General features: G+C 65.3%; 9 protein-coding genes. 4 read left to right on the top strand and 5 right to left on the bottom strand.

The genetic code is table 11. The features are described from left to right. Window positions 1-2: 2 nt before the first annotated feature. Both ccoO and ccoN read right to left on the bottom strand, forming a co-directional pair. The gene (gene ccoO / locus PspTeo4_RS13625) at window positions 3-611 is read right to left on the bottom strand and encodes a cytochrome-c oxidase, cbb3-type subunit II (protein WP_023381403.1); all 609 of its coding nucleotides are present in this window, start codon (window positions 609-611) and stop codon (window positions 3-5) included. 13 nt (window positions 612-624) lie between these two features. Continuing rightward, window positions 625-2049, bottom strand: a complete 1425-nt coding sequence (gene ccoN / locus PspTeo4_RS13620; RefSeq protein ID WP_322364318.1) for a cytochrome-c oxidase, cbb3-type subunit I — start codon at window positions 2047-2049, stop codon at window positions 625-627. A gap of 50 nt (window positions 2050-2099) precedes the next feature. Between ccoN and PspTeo4_RS13615 the strand changes: the two genes are divergently transcribed. Next, complete coding sequence (locus PspTeo4_RS13615; protein ID WP_322364317.1) at window positions 2100-2792, top strand: alpha/beta family hydrolase; 693 nt, start codon at window positions 2100-2102, stop codon at window positions 2790-2792. A gap of 97 nt (window positions 2793-2889) precedes the next feature. Here PspTeo4_RS13615 and PspTeo4_RS13610 read toward each other — a convergent pair whose 3' ends face one another. Continuing rightward, window positions 2890-3174 carry a pyrimidine/purine nucleoside phosphorylase gene (locus tag PspTeo4_RS13610; RefSeq protein WP_322364316.1) on the bottom strand — a complete coding sequence of 95 codons (285 nt, stop codon included), beginning with the start codon at window positions 3172-3174 and terminating at the stop codon, window positions 2890-2892. 76 nt (window positions 3175-3250) lie between these two features. Then, complete coding sequence (locus tag PspTeo4_RS13605; RefSeq protein WP_322364314.1) at window positions 3251-3802, bottom strand: exonuclease domain-containing protein; 552 nt, start codon at window positions 3800-3802, stop codon at window positions 3251-3253. A gap of 163 nt (window positions 3803-3965) precedes the next feature. On the opposite strand from PspTeo4_RS13605, the gene PspTeo4_RS13600 reads away from it, so the two are divergent. After that, window positions 3966-4766 (top strand): ABC transporter substrate-binding protein, encoded by an 801-nt coding sequence (locus PspTeo4_RS13600; protein WP_322364862.1) that lies wholly within the window; start codon window positions 3966-3968, stop codon window positions 4764-4766. 65 nt (window positions 4767-4831) lie between these two features. Then, entirely contained in the window at window positions 4832-5845 is a 1014-nt protein-coding gene (locus PspTeo4_RS13595) for a GNAT family N-acetyltransferase (RefSeq protein ID WP_322364312.1), read from the top strand. Window positions 5846-5952: 107 nt separating this feature from the next. Here the strand turns inward: PspTeo4_RS13595 and PspTeo4_RS13590 are convergent, their stop codons facing one another. After that, complete coding sequence (locus tag PspTeo4_RS13590) at window positions 5953-6483, bottom strand: RNA polymerase factor sigma-70 (RefSeq protein ID WP_322364311.1); 531 nt, start codon at window positions 6481-6483, stop codon at window positions 5953-5955. A gap of 374 nt (window positions 6484-6857) precedes the next feature. Between PspTeo4_RS13590 and PspTeo4_RS13585 the strand changes: the two genes are divergently transcribed. Continuing rightward, on the top strand, window positions 6858-19808 hold the full coding sequence (locus tag PspTeo4_RS13585) for a non-ribosomal peptide synthetase (RefSeq protein ID WP_322364309.1): 12951 nt from the start codon (window positions 6858-6860) through the stop codon (window positions 19806-19808). The last annotated feature ends 93 nt before the right edge of the window (window positions 19809-19901 follow it).

Below are 19901 nucleotides of genomic sequence, written 5' to 3'. Positions count from 1 at the left end.
ATTCACCTCTTGTTCTTGATGGCGGTGCCCAGCACCTGCAGGTAGGCGACCAGGGCATCCATCTCGGTCTTGCCCTTCACTGCATCGCGGGCACCGGCGATGTCTTCGTCGGTGTACGGCACGCCGAGGGTGCGCAGGGTGCGCATCTTGGTGTCGGTGTGGCTGTTGTCGACCTGCTGGGCGACCAGCCACGGGTACGACGGCATCTTCGACTCAGGTACCACGTTGCGCGGGTTGTACAGGTGCGCACGGTGCCAGTCGTCCGAGTAGCGCCCGCCGACCCGGGCCAGGTCCGGGCCGGTACGCTTGGAACCCCACAGGAACGGGTGGTCCCAGACGCTCTCGCCGGCCACCGAGTAGTGGCCGTAGCGCTCGGTCTCGGCGCGGAACGGGCGAATCATCTGCGAGTGGCAACCGACGCAGCCTTCACGGATGTAGATATCGCGGCCTTCCAGTTGCAACGCGGTGTAGGGCTTCATGCCTTCGACCGGCTTGTTGGTGACGTCCTGGAAGAACAGCGGGACGATCTGGGTCAGGCCGCCGATGCTGACGGCGAACACCATCAGCAGGGCCAGCAGGCCGACGTTTTTCTCGATGACTTCATGTTTCATCAGGCAGGTCTCCTCAGGCCAGCTGGGCGTTGGCAGGGGTGGCTTCAGCAGCCGGCGCGCGCACGGTGCGCCAGGTGTTCCAGGCCATCAGGAACATGCCACTGAGGAAGATCGCGCCACCGACGAAGCGCACGATGAAACCTGGGTGGCTGGCCACCAGGGTTTCGACGAACGAGTAGGTGAGCGTGCCGTCGCTGTTCACCGCACGCCACATCAGGCCTTGGGCGATGCCGTTGACCCACATCGAGGCGATGTACAGCACGGTGCCGATGGTGGCCAGCCAGAAGTGCGCGTTGATCAGGCCGATGCTGTGCATCTGCTCTTTACCGAACACTTTCGGAATGGTGTGGTACAGCGCGCCGATGGAGATCATCGCCACCCAGCCGAGGGCGCCGGCATGCACGTGGCCGATGGTCCAGTCGGTGTAGTGCGACAAGGCGTTGACCGTCTTGATGGCCATCATCGGGCCTTCGAAGGTGGACATGCCGTAGAACGCCAGCGACACCACCAGGAAGCGCAGGATCGGGTCGCTGCGCAGTTTGTGCCAGGCGCCGGAGAGGGTCATCATGCCGTTGATCATGCCGCCCCAGCTCGGCGCCAGCAGGATCAGCGACATCACCATGCCCAGCGACTGAGCCCAGTCGGGCAGGGCGGTGTAGTGCAGGTGGTGCGGGCCGGCCCAGATGTACAGGGTGATCAGCGCCCAGAAGTGGACGATGGACAGGCGGTAGGAATACACCGGCCGTTCAGCCTGCTTGGGCACGTAGTAGTACATCATCCCCAGGAAGCCTGCGGTCAGGAAGAAGCCCACCGCGTTGTGGCCATACCACCACTGCACCATGGCATCGGTGGCACCGGCATACACCGAATACGACTTGGTCAGGCTGACCGGCAGCTCCAGGTTGTTGACGACGTGCAGCAATGCCACGGTGAGGATGAAGGCGCCGAAGAACCAGTTACCCACGTAGATGTGCTTGGTGGTGCGCTTCATCAGCGTGCCGAAGAACACGATGGCGTAGCAGACCCAGACGATGGTGATCAGGATGTCGATCGGCCATTCCAGCTCGGCGTACTCCTTGGAGCTGGTGTAGCCCAGCGGCAGGGTGATGGCCGCGAGCAGGATCACCAACTGCCAACCCCAGAAGGTGAACGCGGCCAGGCCCGGTGCGAACAGGGTGGTCTGGCAGGTGCGTTGCACCGAATAATAGGAGGTGGCGAACAGCGCGCAGCCGCCGAAAGCGAAGATCACCGCATTGGTATGCAGGGGTCGCAGGCGGCCGAAGCTGGTCCAGGGGAGGTCGAAGTTGAGGGAAGGCCAGGCGAGCTGGGCGGCGATGAAGACGCCGAGCCCCATCCCGACGATTCCCCACACCACCGTCATGATGGCGAATTGGCGGACCACCTTGTAGTTATAGGCGGTACTGCTGGTTGTGTTCATGTATGGGTTCCCATCCACGGTTATTTGGCAGGCTTTACAGCGAGGCAAGCATGATTAATGGGCAAAGTGCCGGTATTGACGGGGATCAATGGGCGAATATCGGAAATGTCCCAGGCTTGCGCTGCGACCCACCGCGCACAGGCCTGGGTGAAGGCCCCGCAGGCTGCCTGATCCTGGCCCACGGCGCGGGTGCGCCCATGGACAGCGCGTTCATGGAGGACATGGCGCAAAGGCTGGCGGCGCTTGGGGTGGGGGTGATTCGCTTCGAGTTTCCCTACATGGCCGAGCGCAGGGTGAGTGGCGGCAAACGGCCGCCCAATCCGCAGAAGGTATTACTGGAATGCTGGCACGAGGTGTACCGGCAGGTGCGACCTTTGGTCACGGGAAAGCTGGCCATTGGCGGCAAGTCCATGGGCGGGCGCATGGCCAGTTTGCTGGCCGATGAGCTCGGTGCCGATGCGCTGGTGTGCCTGGGGTATCCGTTCTACGCCGTGGGCAAGCCGGAAAAGCCGAGGGTCGAGCATCTGGCAGGGCTGCGCACGCCAACGCTGATCGTGCAAGGCGAGCGCGATGCACTGGGTAATCGGGAGGCGGTTCAGGGGTATGCGCTGTCGCCTGCGATCGAGGTGAGCTGGCTGGTGGCGGCGGATCATGACTTGAAGCCACTGAAGGCTTCGGGGTTCAGCCATGAGCAGCATATGCAGGCGGCGGCTGAAAGGGTGGCAGAATTTCTGATGGACTGAGCTGGCTGTCCCGGCCCTTTCGCGGGTAAACCCGCCCCCACAGACTAAACCGGTGGGAGCGGGTTTACCCGCGAAGAGGCCGGGACAGACGAATCAATCAGTCGCGGTACTCGCACAGGTAAGCGGTATCAACCTTGACCTGCAGCTGGAACTTGCTGTCTGCGGCAACATTGAACTTGTCGCCTGCATTGAAGGTTTCCCAGTTGTCGCTGCCCGGCAGCTTGACGGTCAGGGCGCCCGATACCACATGCATGATCTCGCGCTTGGCGGTGCCGAACTCGTATTCGCCCGGTGCCATGACGCCAACGGTGGCCGGACCTTCAGTGCCTTCGAAGGCGATCGACTTGACGGTGCCATCGAAGTACTCGTTGACCTTGAACATAGGGCGACTCCTGAAATGAGGGGGATGAAAAAGGGCTGGCCAGTATGCCCAAGGCCACTGGCGCCGTCATCTGCTTTCAGGTGCCGTGGGCGGGCAGGCTCAAGGGCAGCAGGCGCGCCGTATTGCGAGCATCCTCCAGGGCCCGGTGTTGTTGCCCGCAAAACTGCAGCCCGGCCAGTTGCAGGGCACCGTTCAGCCCGGTTGGGCGCTGCAAGTGGCGAGCCTTGGCAAAACGCTGCTTGAGGTTGATGTGTGGCAGGGTGCGCAGCAGGCTGTCGACCTTGTGCTGCTGCCATTCCTGCAGCAACTGCTGGCGATCGTAGTCGCCCCAACTGACCCACGCCTGCAACTGGCCTTGATGGTGCCCCAGCCACCGTTCAAAAGCGGCCCACACGTCAGCGAAGCCTGCGGCACTGTCGACGCTGGCCTGGCTGATATGTGTCAGTTCGCGGCAGAACGGTGTCAGCTGGGGACGCCGCCTGGGCTTGACGAAGCGCTGGAAATGGTCGACTTCGCGGCCTTCGCGGGTCACCAGGCTGGCGCCGATTTCAATAACTTCCATCTCTGTGACCGGCCAGCCACCGTCGTCGGTGGTGGCTTCCAGGTCGATCACCAACCAATGGCCCATACTTGGCTCCCTTGCCATACATGCCAGAGCAGCGTAGCCAATGTCCGGCCCCTCGGCATCCCCTGGCAAAATGCCCTCACTTTGGCATAACCAGCGGTTGTGCCTTGCCGGGAAAACGCCTAGTTTAGGCGCATCCAGGTACGAACCGTGATGAGTGTCCGTCTTGACTCCAGCGCCCGGCCTAAAAGTGTTGTGTTCTTTCTTTGCACTCGCCGCGTTGTGGCTGGTAGCGCCTGCCTGGGCTGGCGAGGCCATCGAAGTGAAAATCGGTGCCGCGCATTTTCCTCCCTATACCGTACGGCCTGAGCAGGGCGCGGACACCGGTTTGCTGCCACAACTGGTGGAGGCCCTGAACCGGTTGCAGCAGGACTACCGTTTCGTGTTGGTGCCCACCTCCATCCAGCGGCGTTTCGGCGACTTGCAGCAGGGTCGCACCGACATGGCGATTTTCGAGAACCCGCAATGGGGCTGGCAGCAGATTCCGCATCAGACCGTCGACATGGGCCTTGAGGATGCCGAGGTGTTCGTCGCCAAGAAGCTCGGCAACCGCGACCAACACTACTTCGATGACCTGAGCGGCAAGCGCCTGGCGCTGTTCAATGGTTACCACTATGCATTCGCCAGCTTCAACCCCGACCCAAATTACCTGCGCAAAACCTACAACGCGACGCTGACCTATTCCCACGACAGCAATCTGCTGATGGTTCAGGCTGGCCGCTCCGACATCGCCCTGGTGACTCGCTCCTACCTGAGCGATTTTCTGGTGCGCAACCCGGACAGCCTTGGGCAGTTGATGGCTTCGGAGCGGGTCGACCAGATTTACCATCATTACGCGCTGCTACGCCCCGGTGCCCCGATCAGCGACGAGGCGTTCGCGGCGCTGTTGCGTTACCTGCGCGACACCGGCGAGCTGACGCGCATCTTCCAGCCTTACCGCATCAGCGTCGAAGCGCCCCACGACTAAATTCCTGGAGGGTGGCCACGTTTTCAGGTGTGAGCCTTCCTTTCCTCTACCTGTGAGCCATTACCATGCCGTTCGATGCCGCTTCGCAGCCCCTGTCCCTGCCACGCTGGCGCAGCCTGAGTGCCGACGAGGGTGACTGCTGGCTGAGCCTGACCCTCGAAGGTCGCCCGCTGATCCGGGTGCGCCTGGAGCCGGCTGAATCCCTGCGCGTTCACCTCGAAAGCCTGTGCCCGGAGCGCCCCTACCAGGCCTTGTGGGCGGCGTGCTACTGGTTGCTGTCACGCGACCCGGCGCGCCAGCGCCTGACCTGGCAACTGGCCGAGCCCATGCCCCAGGCACTGGCCAGCGGCCTGCTGCTGAGCACCGAGCAGCCGGGGCAGTACCTGTGCGAGCGCACCCTGTTCTGGCAATTGCCTCAGCCCTGGCTGGGCCAGGCTGCCACTGGGGCCTACCCGCAGCAGATGCAGATCAGCAATGGCAAGCGCCACCCGCGCCGTGCACCGAAACCTCGCGGTGAGGTATACCGTCGTTTCGATGCCCGTCTGGGCAGTTGGGTTTCGCTGCGCACCCTGGAAATCGACCAGGACCTGGAGCGATTCAACCGCTGGCAGAACAACCCGCGGGTGGAGCAGTTCTGGCAGGAGGGCGGTTCGCTCGAGCAGCATCGCGAGTACCTGGCAAAGCTCGACGCCGACCCGCACACCCTGACCCTGATCGGCTGTTTCGATGACCAGCCCTTCGCCTACTTCGAAGCCTATTGGGCGAAAGAAGACCGCATCGCGCCGTTCTACCCGGCGGACGATTACGACCGCGGCGTTCACATGCTGGTGGGTGAAGAGGCGCACCGTGGTCCGCACAAGGTGGCCAGCTGGTTGTCGGCCCTGGTGCACTACTTGTTCCTGGACGACCCGCGCACCCAGCGGGTGGTGGCCGAGCCGCGTGCCGACAACGGCAAGATGATCGGCTACATGCACGACCAGTGCTTCCATTGCGAGAAGGAGTTCGATTTCCCGCACAAGCGTGCGGCACTGATGATTCTGGGGCGGGAGCGGTTCTTCGATCACTGCAAGTTGGTTTGACCGCAATCGCCGACAAGCCGGCTCCCACAGGTATGGCAGTGATCTCAAGATCAGCGCGGTCCATGTGGGAGCCGGCTTGCCGGCGATAAGGCCCTGGATGAAAAAACTCAGGCCTGGCGGCTGGCCGTCTTGCGGCAATGCACCAGGGCATCACGAATCATGAAGTTCACCAGCGTCGGCGACACGCCCAGTTCCTTGGCGATGTCTTTCTGTGGCACGCCATGCAGGCGGTACATCTCGAAGGCATAGCGGGTGCGCTGCGGCAGCTCGTTGAGCGCGTCGGCAATGTGTTCCAAGGTGGCGAGGTTGATGTGCGTGGCTTCCGGCGAAGCGTTCTGGATGACCACATTGAGGCCTTCCTCTTCAGTGCCGGAGTACTTGAGCTCCATCGCCTGCTTGCGGTAATGGTCGATGGCCAGGTTGCGCACGATCTGGAACAGATAGCTGAGCTGGGCTTTGAACGACGAGGTGATCTGCGGTGCGGCGCTCAGGCGGAAGAATGCATCCTGCACCACGTCTTCGGCGCGCGAACGGCAGCCGGTGATGCGTGCCGCGATCTTCACCAGAATGCTGCGATTGTCGACGAATGCCTGAAGTAATGGTGAATCGCACTTACTTGTGGATAGTTGTTCCGCCATGGAAATCACCTTGTCTCAGAGGGGAGAGGTCGCCTCCAGATTTGGGAAGCTTCCTACGACGTGCGACAAGCTATTCAGAATGATAATGATTGTCAAATACGAAACGTAATTAGTATCTATACTTTTCAGGAATAACTGGCCCGAAACAAATGTAGGAGCGAGCTTGCTCGCGATGCGCCGCGCGGGCGGCGCTCGATCTGCAGAGCGCAGCAACTCTCGAGACTTGCACTTGCAGCCCCTCACCCAACCCCGGCAAACGCTAATTTCTTCCTGCGCCCATCCGTTCCCCTGTGTACATCCGGCCGCCGAGCGCTGCCCGCCCAACGCGTGCGGGGCAGCCGGCCGACTTCACCAGACACTGGCAGGAACACCCCATGACGGACGCCTTCGAACTCCCGCTCACGCTGGTCCAGGCCCTGGCGCAACGCGCCGCGCAGACCCCGGACCGGATCGCCTTGCGCTTTCTGGCCGATGACCCCAGCGAGCAGGCCGTGCTCAGCTATCGGGACCTGGACGCGCGCGCACGCACCATCGCCGCCGCCCTGCAGGCACGCGCCGTATTGGGTGACCGTGCGGTGTTGTTGTTCCCCAGTGGCCCGGATTACGTCGCGGCGTTCTTCGGTTGCCTGTATGCCGGTGTTATCGCCGTCCCGGCGTACCCGCCTGAGTCGTCGCGCCGCCACCATCAGGAACGCCTGCTGTCGATCATCGACGACGCCGAACCACGGCTGCTGCTGACCGTCACGGCGCTGCATGAAAGCCTGCAGGGCCTGGAAGCCCTGGCGGCGGACAACGCCCCAGAACTGTTGGCTGTGGACAGCCTGGACCCGGTACTGGCCAATGCTTGGCGCGAACCTACGCTTCAAGGCGATGACATCGCCTTCCTGCAGTACACCTCCGGCTCCACCGCGCTGCCCAAGGGCGTGCAGGTCAGCCACGGCAATCTGGTGGCCAACGAACAACTGATTCGCCATGGCTTCGGCATCGACGTGAACCCGGACGATGTGATCGTCAGCTGGCTGCCGCTGTACCACGACATGGGCCTGATCGGCGGCCTGCTGCAGCCGATCTTCAGCGGTGTGCCGTGCGTGCTGATGTCGCCCGGCTACTTCCTGGCAAGGCCCGTGCGCTGGTTGCAGGCGATCAGCGAGTACGGCGGCACCATCAGCGGTGGCCCCGACTTCGCCTACCGCCTGTGCAGCGAGCGGGTCAGCGAGGCGGCCCTGGCCGGACTCGACCTGAGCCGCTGGCGCGTGGCTTATTCCGGCTCCGAGCCCATTCGCCATGACAGCCTCGACACCTTCGCCGACAAATTCCGCGCCTGCGGCTTCGACCCGAGCAGCTTCTTCGCCAGCTACGGTCTGGCCGAGGCCACGCTGTTCGTCAGTGGCAGCCGTCGTGGCCAGGGCATCGGTGCCCTGGAACTGGATGCCGAAGCGTTCGCCGCCAACCGCGCCGAGCCAGGCAAGGGCAGCGTGCTGATGAGCTGTGGCTATCCGCAGCCTGGCCACGCCGTGCGCATCGTCGAGCCGCAGCGGCTTGCAGTGCTGGGCGACAACCAGGTGGGCGAAATCTGGGCCGGCGGCCCGAGCATCGCCCTGGGCTATTGGCGCAACCCCGAGGCCAGTGCCCGCACCTTCGTCGAAATGGACGGCCAGACCTGGCTGCGCACCGGTGACCTTGGCTTCATGCGCGATGGCGAAGTGTTCGTCACTGGTCGCCTGAAGGACATGCTCATCGTTCGCGGGCAGAACCTGTACCCGCAGGACCTGGAAAAAACCCTTGAGCGTGAAGTCGAAGTGCTGCGCAAAGGCCGCGTGGCAGTGTTCGCCGTCGACGATCAGGGCGAGGAGGGCATCGGCGTGGCGGTGGAAATCAGCCGCAACGTGCAGAAGGCCATCAAGCCTCAGGAGCTGATCAAGACCCTGCGTCAGGTGATCGCCGACGCTTGCCGCCAGGCACCCGCCGTGGTGTTGCTGCTCAACCCGGGCGCGCTGCCCAAGACCTCCAGCGGCAAACTGCAGCGTTCGGCCTGCCGCCTGCGCATGAACGATGGCAGCCTGGACTGCTACGCACGCTTCCCGGCATCTGCCGAGTCGGCCCAGGCCGCTGCGCCGGCCGATGACCTGCAGGTGCGGATTGCTGCCGTCTGGCGCGAAATACTCAAGATTGAGGCGGTGGCTGCGGACGACCACTTCCTGCTGCTGGGTGGCAACTCCATCGCCGCCACCCAGGTGACTGCACGCCTGGCTGACGACTTGGGCATCGACCTGGGCCTGCGCACCCTGTTCGAAGCACCGACCCTGGCCGACTACAGCGCCGCCGTGGCGCAGGTACTCGCCCAAGGCACCGGCAAAACCGCCATCGGCGCCCTGAGCCGAGGCAAGGCCCTGCCGCAGTCGCTGGCGCAGAACCGCATGTGGCTTCTGTGGCAGCTGGCGCCGCAGTCGGCGGCCTACAACGTTCCCGCTGGCCTGCACCTGCGTGGCGAGCTGGACCAGGCCGCGCTGGAGGCTGCATTCCAGGCGCTGGTGGCACGTCATGAATCACTGCGCACGCTGTTCGGCGAAGAAGACGGCCAGGCCGTGCAGCGCATTCTGCCCGAGCAGCCTTTCAACCTGAGTCACCTGGACCTCGAAGGCCAGTCCCCCGCCGAGGTGGCGGCACGACGCGAAGAGGAAGCTCAGCGGCCCTTCGACCTGGCCTGCGGCCCGCTGCTGCGCGTGACTCTGGTGCGCCTGGATGACGAAGACCACCAGCTGTGGGTGACCCTGCACCACATCATCGCCGACGGCTGGTCGCTGAACATCCTGCTCGATGAGTTCGCCAAGTTGTATGCCGCGCGCTGCCAAGGCCTGGAGGCCAACCTGGCAGCGTTGTCGCTGGGCTATGCCGACTACGGCAGCTGGCAACGGCAGTGGCTGGCGGACGGGGAGGCCGAACGCCAACTGGCCTACTGGAAGAACAAACTGGGCGATGAACTGCCCGTGCTCGACCTGTGCACCGATCATCCGCGTGCCAACCAACGCGACCAACGTGCCGCGCGCTTCAGCCTGAAAGTGCCCGCCAAGCTGGGCGACACCATCAAGGCACTGGCCCGCGAGCAACAGGCGAGCCTGTTCATGGTCCTGCTGGCCGCCTGGCAAGGCCTGCTGCACCGCTACAGCGGCCAAGGCGACTTGCGCGTCGGCGTGCCCAATGCCAACCGCCCACGCCTGGAAACCCAAGGCATGGTCGGCTTCTTCATCAACACCCAGGTGCTGCGTGCGCAGCTCGATGGCCGCCTGCCGTTCCAGCAATTGCTGGCACAGGTGCGCCAGGCCACCCTTGAAGCCCAGGCGAACCAGGACCTGCCGTTCGAACAACTGCTCGAAGCCCTGCCTGAGGCGCGTGAGCAAGGCCTGTTCCAGGTCATGTTCAACCACCAGCAGCGCGACCTGTCGGCCCTGCGCCGCTTGCCCGGCCTGCTGGCCGAAGAACTGCCGTGGCACAGCCGCGAAGCCAAGTTCGACCTGCAGCTGCACAGCGAAGAAGACCACCAGGGCCGCCTGAGCCTGGCCTTCGACTACGCCGCCGAGCTGTTCGAAGCCAGTACAGTGAAGCGTCTGGCTCACCACCTGCTGGCGCTGCTTGAGCAGGTCTGCGCCCAGCCGCAGCTAGCTTTGGGTGAGGTCCAACTGCTGGATGAACCCGCCCGTGCGCAATTGCTGAGCTGGGGCCAGGCACCGGCTCCGACGCCGCAGCGCCTGCTGGTCGAGCAACTCAACGAACAGGCACGGCTGACCCCGCAACGCACCGCGCTGGTGTGGGAGGGCGGCAGCCTCGACTACGCCGAGCTGCACCAGCAAGCCAACCGCCTGGCCCACTACCTGCGTGACAAGGGCGTCGGCCCCGACACCTGCGTTGCCATCGCCGTAGAGCGTTCGCCACAACTGTTGATCGGCCTGTTGGCCATCCTCAAGGCCGGCGGCGCCTACGTGCCGCTGGACGTCGACTACCCGGCCGAACGCCTGGCCTACATGCTCGAAGACTGCAAGGCCGGCCTGCTGCTGAGCCACAGCGGCCTGCTCGACAAACTGCCCCAGGTCGAAGGCGTCAGCGCCATCGCCCTGGACCAGCTGCACCTGGACAGCTGGCCTAGCCAGGCCCCCGGCCTGCACCTGGATGGCGACAACCTCGCCTATGTGATCTACACCTCCGGCTCCACCGGCCAGCCCAAGGGCGTCGGCAACACCCACGCGGCCCTGGCCGAACGCCTGGGCTGGATGCAGGCCACCTACGCACTGAACGACAGCGACGTGCTGATGCAAAAGGCGCCGATCAGCTTCGACGTGTCGGTGTGGGAGTGCTTCTGGCCGCTGGTCACCGGGTGCCAGCTGGTACTCGCAGGGCCAGGCGAGCACCGCGACCCGCAGCGCATCGCGGCGCTGGTACAGCAGCATGGCGTGACCACGCTGCACTTCGTGCCACCGCTGCTGCAAGTGTTCGTGCAAGAGCCGCTAACCGCCAACTGCACCAGCCTGCGCCGGGTGTTCTCCGGTGGCGAAGCGCTGTCGGCGAACCTGCGTGACCGAGTGCTGCAACTGCTGCCGCAGGTTCAGTTGCACAACCGCTATGGCCCAACCGAAACCGCGATCAACGTCACCCACTGGCATTGCCAGGCAACGGATGGCGAGCGCTCGCCCATCGGTCGCCCGCTGGGCAACGTGCTCTGCCGCGTGCTGGACGACGAGCTGGAATTGACGGCCCCCGGCGTGGCAGGCGAGTTGTACCTGGGCGGCGTGGGCTTGGCCCGAGGCTACCTGGGCCGCCCAGGGCTGACCGCCGAGCGCTTCGTGCCCCAGGCCGATGGCAACGGCGAGCGCCTGTACCGCAGTGGCGACCGCGCTCGTTGGCAGGTGCAGGTCGAGGCGCTGGAGTACCTCGGTCGACTCGACCAGCAGGTGAAGGTGCGCGGTTTCCGTGTCGAACCTGAAGAGGTCCAGGCGTGCCTGCTGAGCCAGCCAGGCGTCGACCAGGCCTTGGTGCTGATCCACAAGGATGCCGTCGGCGCGCAATTGGTCGGCTACTACAGTGGTACCGCTCAGCCTGATGGGCTGGCCGCGGCCCTGGCCGAGCAGTTGCCGGCCTACATGGTGCCAGCGCAACTGATCGCGCTGGCGCACATGCCGCTGGGCCCCAGCGGCAAGGTCGATCGCAAGGCCCTGCCAGCACCGGTCTGGCAGCAGCGCGAGCATGTCGAGCCGCAAACACCGTTGCAGCAAGAGGTTGCCGCGATCTGGCGTGAAGTGCTGAACCTGCCGCAAATTGGCTTGCAGGACGACTTCTTCGCCCTCGGCGGCCACTCGCTGCTGGCCACCCAGATCGTCTCCCGCACCCGTCAGGCCTGCGATGTCGAGCTGCCGCTCAAGGTGCTGTTCGAAGCCAGCGAACTGGGCGCGTTCTGCGCCGAGATCGCCCGCATCCGCGAGGCGGGCGAACGCAACCTGCAAGGCGAGATCGCCCGCGTCGACCGCCGTCAGGCCGTGCCGCTGTCGTACTCGCAGCAGCGCATGTGGTTCCTCTGGCAAATGGAACCGGACAGCCCGGCCTACAACGTCGGCGGCATGGCGCGGCTGCGTGGCACCCTGCATGTGGAGGCCTTCGAGCGCGCCTTGCAGGCGTTGATCGTGCGCCACGAAACCCTGCGCACCACCTTCCCCAGCATCGACGGCGTGCCGTACCAGTGCGTGGCCGAACACAGCGGCCTGCAGCTGGACTGGCAGGACTTCAGCGCCTTGCCCGCCGACGCCCGCCAGCAGCGTCTGCAACAACTGGCCGACGATCAGGCGCACCAGCCGTTCGACCTGGAGCGCGGCCCGCTGCTGCGCGCCTGCCTGGCCAAGACCGAGGAACGCGAGCACTTCTTCGTCCTGACCCTGCACCACATCGTCACCGAAGGCTGGGCCATGGACATCTTCGCCCGCGAGCTGGGCGAGCTGTACGAGGCCTTTGTCGACGAGCGTGAATCGCCGCTGGCGCCGCTGCCGGTGCAGTACCTCGACTACAGCGTGTGGCAGCGCCAGTGGCTGGAGGGCGGTGAAGGTGCACGCCAGCTGGCCTACTGGAAGGCCCGCTTGGGTGATGAGCACCCAGTGCTGGCCTTGCCGTCCGATCGCCCGCGCCCGGCGGTACAGAGCCATCGTGGCGAGCTGTACCGTTTCGACCTCGACCCGGCCCTGGTGGCCCGCGTGCATGCCTTCAACAGCCAGCGTGGCCTGACCCTGTTCATGACCATGACCGCCACCCTGGCCGCATTGCTGCACCGCTACAGTGGCCAGCGCGACCTGCGCATCGGTGCGCCGGTGGCCAACCGTATTCGCCCGGAGAGCGAAGGGCTGATCGGCGCCTTCCTCAACACCCAGGTGCTGCGTTGCGAGCTGGACGGGCAAATGACCGCCGCCGCGTTGCTCGACCAGGTGCGCCAGGCCGCCATCGAAGGCCAGTCGCACCAGGACCTGCCGTTCGACCAACTGGTCGAGGCCCTGCAGCCGCCGCGCAGCAGCGCCTACAACCCGCTGTTCCAGGTGATGTGCAACGTCCAGCGCTGGGCCTTCCAGCAAAGCCGCGAGCTGGCCGGCATGCAGGTGGACTACCTGGTCAACGACGCCAGTGCCACCAAGTTCGACCTGTACCTGGAAGTCACCGACCTCGATGGCCGTCTGGGCTGCTGCCTGACCTACAGCCGCGACCTGTTCGACGAGCCGCGCATCGCGCGCATGGCTGAACACTGGCAGCAGCTGCTGGTCGGCCTGCTGGACGACCCGCAGCAACGCCTGTGCGAGCTGCCGATGCTGAGCAACGCCGAACAGCAGGTGCTGGTGGGCCAGTTGCAGGGCGAGCATGACTATGAACTCAACCAGACGATTCATGGCCTGTTCGCCGCCCAGGCCGCCAGCACGCCGCAGGCCCTTGCCCTGACCTTCGCCGGCCAGCACCTGAGCTACGCCGAGCTGGACCAACAGGCCAACCGCCTGGCCCGTGCCCTGCGCGAGCGTGGTGTCGGCCCGCAGGTGCGCGTGGGTCTGGCCCTGGAGCGCTCGCTGGAAATGGTCGTCGGCCTGCTGGCCATTCTCAAGGCCGGTGGCGCCTACGTGCCGCTGGACCCGGAATACCCGCTCGACCGTTTGCACTACATGATCGAGGACAGCCGCATCGGCCTGCTGCTGAGCCAGCGCGCACTGCTGGACGCCCTCGGCGAACTGCCGGATGGCGTGGCCCGCTGGAGCCTTGAAGACGATGCCGCCAGCCTGTCCGCCTACAGTGACGCACCGCTGGACAACCTCAACCTCCCGCAGCATCAGGCTTACCTGATCTACACCTCCGGCTCCACCGGCAAGCCCAAGGGTGTGGTGGTCAGCCATGGTGAAATCGCCATGCACTGCCAGGCGGTGATCGCCGCCTTCGGCATGCGCAGCGACGACTGCGAATTGCACTTCTATTCGATCAACTTCGACGCCGCCAGCGAGCGTCTGCTGGTGCCGTTGCTGTGCGGTGCCCGCGTGGTGCTGCGTGCCCAGGGGCAGTGGGGTGCCGAGGACATCTGCCAACTGGTGCGCGAGCAACAGGTGAGCGTGCTTGGCTTCACCCCGAGCTACGGCAGCCAGCTGGCCCAGTACCTGGCAGGGCAGGGCGAGCAATTGCCGGTGCGCCTGGTCATCACTGGCGGCGAAGCGCTGACCGGCGAGCACCTGCAGCGCATTCGCCAGGCCTTTGCGCCGGAGCAGTTCTTCAACGCCTACGGCCCGACCGAAACGGTGGTGATGCCACTGGCCTGCCTGTCGCCGCAGACGCTGCCTGCCGATGCTGGCAGCGTGCCGATCGGCCGGGTCATCGGTGCCCGTACCGCCTACATCCTCGACGAGGACCTGGCCCTGCTGCCGCAAGGCGGCATTGGCGAGCTGTACGTCGGCGGCGCCGGCCTGGCCCAGGGTTACCATGACCGGCCGGGCCTGAGCGCCGAGCGCTTCGTCGCTGACCCGTTCAGTCACGAGGGCGGCCGCCTGTACCGCACCGGCGACCTGGTGCGCCTGCGGGCCGACGGGCTGGTGGAGTACATCGGACGTGCCGACCAGCAGGTGAAGATCCGTGGCTTCCGTATCGAATTGGGCGAGATCGAAAGCCGCCTGCAAGAGCATGCCGATGTCGACGAAGCCGTGGTCCTGGCCCTCGACCTGCCCGGAGGCAAGCAGCTGGTGGGCTACCTGGTGTGCAAGCAGGCCACGGCAGGCGCCGAGGCCCAGGCTTCGTTGCGCGAAGCGGTCAAGGCCGATGCCCGCCAGCACCTGCCGGACTACATGGTGCCGGCGCACCTGGTGCTGCTCGACAGCCTGCCGCTGATGGGCAACGGCAAGCTCGACCGCCGTGCGCTGCCGCTGCCGGACCTGGAGCAGGCCCAACAGCATTACCTGGCCCCGAGCAACGAGGTCGAGGCGCAGTTGGCGCAAGTCTGGTGCGAGGTGCTCAACGCTTCCCGCGTGGGGGTGCAGGACAACTTCTTCGAGCTGGGCGGCGATTCTATCCTGTCGATCCAGGTGGTCAGCCGCGCGCGTCAGTTGGGCCTGCAGTTCACCCCGCGTGACCTGTTCCAGCACCAGACCATCCAGACCCTGGCCGCCGTGGTCAGCCGGAGTGAAGCCCCAAGCGACATCGAGCAGGGCCTGCGTCAGGGACGCACTGGCCTTACGCCGATCCAGCACTGGTTCTTCGACAGCGAGGTGGCCCAGCCTCAGCACTGGAACCAGGCGGTATTGCTGGAGGCGCGCCAAGCGCTGGACAGCAGTGCACTGGAACGCGCCCTGGCTGAATTGGTCGAGCATCACGACAGCCTGCGTCTGCGCTTCAGCCAGGCCAACGGCCGCTGGCAAGCCGAGTACGCGGCACTTGCCACCCAGCAGTTGCTGTGGACCGCCACAGTCAGCGACTTCGACGATTGCCAGGCGCTGTACACCGACGTGCAGCGCAGCCTCGACCTGCAGCAAGGCCCGCTGCTGCGAGCCCTGCTGGTGAGCGACGGGCAGGGCGCCCAGCGCCTGTTGCTGGCGATCCACCACCTGGTGGTCGACGGCGTTTCCTGGCGTGTGCTGCTTGAAGACCTGCAAGCGCTCTACCGTGGTCAATCGCTTGCCGCCAAGACCCACGCCATGGGCGACTGGGCGGCGCGCTTGGCCAACTATGCCGGCAGCGATTCGTTGCGCGACGAGCTGAACTGGTGGCATGGCCAGCTTGGCAACGTGCGCCATGAACTGCCTTGCGACCACCCACAGGGCGGCAACCTGCACCGGCATGCGCACACGCTGGCCATCGGCCTGGACGTGGAGCAGACCCGTCGCTTGCTGCAGCAGGCCCCGGCGGCCTACCACACCCAGGTCAATGACCTGTTGCTGACCGCACTGGCCCGCACCCTGTGCCGCTGGAGTGGTGACGAAACCGTGTTGGTGCAGCTCGAAGGCCATGGCCGCGATGGGCTGTTCGAGGACATGGACCTGACCCGCAGCGTCGGCTGGTTCACCAACGCCTATCCGCTGAGCCTCACGCCAGCAGTGGGTGAAGACGACAGCTCCCGCGCCGCGTCCATCAAGCGCATCAAGGAGCAACTGCGCCAGGTGCCGCACAAAGGCCAGGGTTACGGCGTGCTGCGCTACCTCGCCGATGACGCGGGGCGCGAGCGGATGGCGGCACTGCCGCAGGCACGCATCACCTTCAACTACCTCGGGCAGTTCGACCAACAATTCGACGCCGCCGCGCTGTTCCAGCCCCTGGATACGCCGGCCGGGTTGGCCCACGACCTCGATGCGCCGCTGCCTAACTGGCTTAGTGTCGATGGCCAGGTGTATGGCGGCGCCCTGCAACTGCGCTGGACCTACAGCACCGAGCGTTATGACGAACAGACCATCGCCCATCTGGCCGAGGCCTATCGCCAGGAGCTGTTGGCCCTGGTCGCCCACTGCCTGGTCGATGGCAACGGCAGCTTCACGCCGTCGGACTTCCCCTTGGCGCATCTGACCCAGGAGCAGATCGACGCCTTGCCGGTGCCTGCCGCCGACATCGAAGACGTCTACCCGCTGACGCCGATGCAGGAAGGCCTGCTGCTGCATACCCTGCTGGAACCAGGTACCGGCATCTACTACATGCAGGACCGTTACCGCATCAACAGCGCGGTCGACCCCGAGCGCTTCGCCCAGGCCTGGCAGGCCGTAGTGGCGCGGCACGAAGCCTTGCGCGCCTCGTTCAGCTGGAACGCGGGCGAGGCGATGCTGCAGATCATCCACAAACCGGGCAAGACGCCGGTGGACTACCAGGACTGGCGCGGCCTCGATGACGCCGCCCAGGAAGCACGCCTGCAGGCCCTGCACAAGCAGGAACGCGAGGCCGGCTTCGAGTTGCTGCGCGAAGCGCCGTTCCACCTGCGCCTGGTGCGTGTCGCCGATGAGCGCTACTGGTTCATGATGAGCAACCACCACATCCTCATCGATGCCTGGTGCCGCTCGCTGCTGATGAACGACTTCTTCGAGCTCTACCAGGCCCTCGGCGAAGGGCGTCAGGCCCAACTGCCGGTGCCGCCGCGCTACCGTGATTACATTGGCTGGCTGCAACGTCAGGACCTGGATGAAGCCCGGGCCTGGTGGCAGTCCAACCTGGCGGGCTTCGAGCGTGCCACCGCCATTCCAAGCGACCGCCCGCTGCGCCACGACCACGCCGGTGACGGCATGGTGGTCGGCGATTGCTACACCCGCCTGGAGGTCAGCGAAGGCGTGCGCCTGCGCGAATTGGCCCAGGCCCACCAGCTCACCGTCAACACCTTCGCCCAGGCGGCCTGGGCGCTGGTGCTGGCGCGCTACAGCGGCGAACGGGACGTGGCCTTTGGCGTGACCGTCGCCGGGCGCCCGGTGAGCATGCCGCAGATGCAGCGCACCGTCGGCCTGTTCATCAACAGTATCGCCCTGCGCGTGCAACTGCCCGAAGCGGGCCAGCGCCGCAGCGTGCGCCAATGGCTGCAAGGGCTGCTCGAACGCAACATGGAGCTGCGCGAGTACGAATACCTGCCGCTGGTGGCGATCCAGGAATGCAGCGAACTGCCCAAGGGCCAGCCGCTGTTCAACAGCCTGTTCGTGTTCGAGAACGCCCCGGTGGAAACCGCCGTGCTCGACCACGCCCAGCACCTGAACGCCAGCTCCGACTCGGGCCGAACCCATACCAACTTCCCGTTGACCGCGGTGTGCTACCCAGGTGATGACCTGGGCCTGCACCTGTCGTTCGACCAGCGTTACTTCGACTACCCGACCGTCGAACGTCTGCTGGCCGAATTCAAGCGCCTGTTGCTGGCATTGGTGGAAGGCTTCGAAGGCGAAGTGAGCGAACTGCCGCTGCTGGGGGCCGACGAGCAACGCTTCCTGCTCGAAGACTGCAACCGCACCGAGCGGGCCTATGCCCTGGAGCAGAGCTATGTCGAGCTGTTCGAGGCGCAGGTCGCCGCCCACCCTGAACGCACCGTCGCCCGTTGCCTGGAGGCCTCGTACGACTATGCCGGCCTGAACCTGGCGGCCAACCGCCTGGGCCATGCCCTGGTGGCAGCCGGTGTGGCCATCGACCAATCGGTGGCCCTGCTGGCCGAACGCAGCCTGCCGCTGCTGGGCATGATCGTCGGCAGCTTCAAGGCCGGTGCCGGTTACCTGCCGCTGGACCCAGGCTTGCCGGCGACCCGCCTGCAGCGCATCGTCGAGCTCAGCCGCACCCCGGTGCTGGTGTGCAGCGCGGCCTGTGCCGAGCAGGCGCGTCAATTGCTGGATGAACTGGGCGGCGTGACGCGGCCGAAGCTGCTGGTCTGGGAAGAGGTGCAGGCCAGCAACATCGCCAGCCACAACCCCGGCCTTTACAGCGGGCCGGACAACCTGGCCTATGTGATCTACACCTCCGGCTCCACGGGCTTGCCGAAAGGGGTGATGGTCGAACAGCGTGGCATGCTCAACAACCAGCTGAGCAAGGTGCCGTACCTGGCGCTGAGCGAGCAGGACGTGATCGCCCAGACCGCTTCGCAGAGCTTCGACATTTCGGTCTGGCAGTTCCTGGCCGCGCCGCTGTTCGGCGCCAAGGTCGAGATCGTGCCGAACGCCATCGCCCACGACCCGCAAGGCTTGCTGGCGCATGTCCAGGCCACCGGCATCACCGTGCTGGAAAGCGTGCCCTCGCTGATCCAAGGCATGCTGGCCAACGACCACCAGGCCCTCGACGGCCTGCGCTGGATGCTGCCCACCGGCGAAGCCATGCCACCGGAACTGGCGGCGCAGTGGCTGCAGCGCTACCCGGCCATCGGCCTGGTCAACGCCTACGGCCCGGCGGAGTGTTCGGACGATGTGGCGTTCTTCCGCGTCGATGTCGACTCCACCCGTGGCAGCTACCTGCCCATCGGCACCCCGACCGACAACAACCGCCTGTACCTGTTCGGCGAAGACCAGGCACTGGTGCCGTTGGGCGCGGTTGGCGAGCTGTGTGTCGCGGGTACCGGTGTGGGCCGTGGTTATGTGAGCGACCCGGTGCGCACGGCACTGGCCTTCATCCCGCACCCGTACGGTGCGCCGGGTGAGCGCTTGTACCGCACCGGCGACCTGGCGCGGCAGCGGCCGGACGGCGTGTTCGAGTATGTCGGGCGCATCGACCATCAGGTGAAGATTCGCGGTTACCGGATCGAGCTGGGCGAAATCGAGGCGCGCCTGCATGAGCAGGCCGAGATTCGCGATGCTGCCGTCGGTGTGCAGGAGGGCGTCAACGGCAAGCACCTGGTCGGCTACCTGGTGGCCCATCAGGGCGTTGTAGCCGACGCCGCGCTGCTGGAACAGGTCAAGCAACGCCTGCGCAGCGAGCTGCCGGAGTACATGGTGCCGTTGCACTGGGGCTGGTTCGACAGCCTGCCACACAACGCCAACGGCAAGCTCGACCGCAAGGCCCTGCCGGCCATCGACATCGGTGGGCAGCACAGCCAGGCTTATGTTGCACCGCGTAATGACCTGGAAGAGACCCTGGCGGGGATCTGGGCCGATGTGCTCAAGGCCGAGCGGGTAGGGGTGCTGGACAACTTCTTCGAGCTGGGCGGGCATTCTTTGCTGGCCACCCAGATCGCCTCGCGGGTGCAGAAGCAGTTGCAGCTGAACGTACCGCTGCGGGCGATGTTCGAGTGCAGCACGGTGGAGGAGTTGGCCGAGTATGTGCGGGGGCTGCAGGACAGTGCGCTGGATGAGGACAAGGTTGACCGGCTCAGTGACCTGATGGCGGAGTTGGAGGGGCTTTGAAGTGAGGAGGGGCGCTTAGCGCCCCTTTTTTGGTTCTCCACGGAATCTTGGGAGTGGCGCTGTGAAGAGCCTGTCTTGGGTTTTGAGGTGATG

This window comes from Pseudomonas sp. Teo4 (genome assembly GCF_034387475.1).
Lineage (GTDB): Bacteria > Pseudomonadota > Gammaproteobacteria > Pseudomonadales > Pseudomonadaceae > Aquipseudomonas.
Note: the sequence above shows the minus strand (reverse complement) of the source record. Positions and strands in the feature narration are given on the sequence as shown.

Bases quoted from the DNA above. Each gene is read 5' to 3' on its own strand.
- ccoO (WP_023381403.1), bottom strand. From the start codon at position 611: ATGAAACATGAAGTCATCGAGAAAAACGTCGGCCTGCTGGCCCTGCTG.
- ccoN (WP_322364318.1), bottom strand. From the start codon at position 2,049: ATGAACACAACCAGCAGTACCGCCTATAACTACAAGGTGGTCCGCCAA.
- PspTeo4_RS13615 (WP_322364317.1), top strand. From the start codon at position 2,100: ATGATTAATGGGCAAAGTGCCGGTATTGACGGGGATCAATGGGCGAAT.
- PspTeo4_RS13610 (WP_322364316.1), bottom strand. From the start codon at position 3,174: ATGTTCAAGGTCAACGAGTACTTCGATGGCACCGTCAAGTCGATCGCC.
- PspTeo4_RS13605 (WP_322364314.1), bottom strand. From the start codon at position 3,802: ATGGGCCATTGGTTGGTGATCGACCTGGAAGCCACCACCGACGACGGT.
- PspTeo4_RS13595 (WP_322364312.1), top strand. From the start codon at position 4,832: ATGCCGTTCGATGCCGCTTCGCAGCCCCTGTCCCTGCCACGCTGGCGC.
- PspTeo4_RS13590 (WP_322364311.1), bottom strand. From the start codon at position 6,483: ATGGCGGAACAACTATCCACAAGTAAGTGCGATTCACCATTACTTCAG.
- PspTeo4_RS13585 (WP_322364309.1), top strand. From the start codon at position 6,858: ATGACGGACGCCTTCGAACTCCCGCTCACGCTGGTCCAGGCCCTGGCG.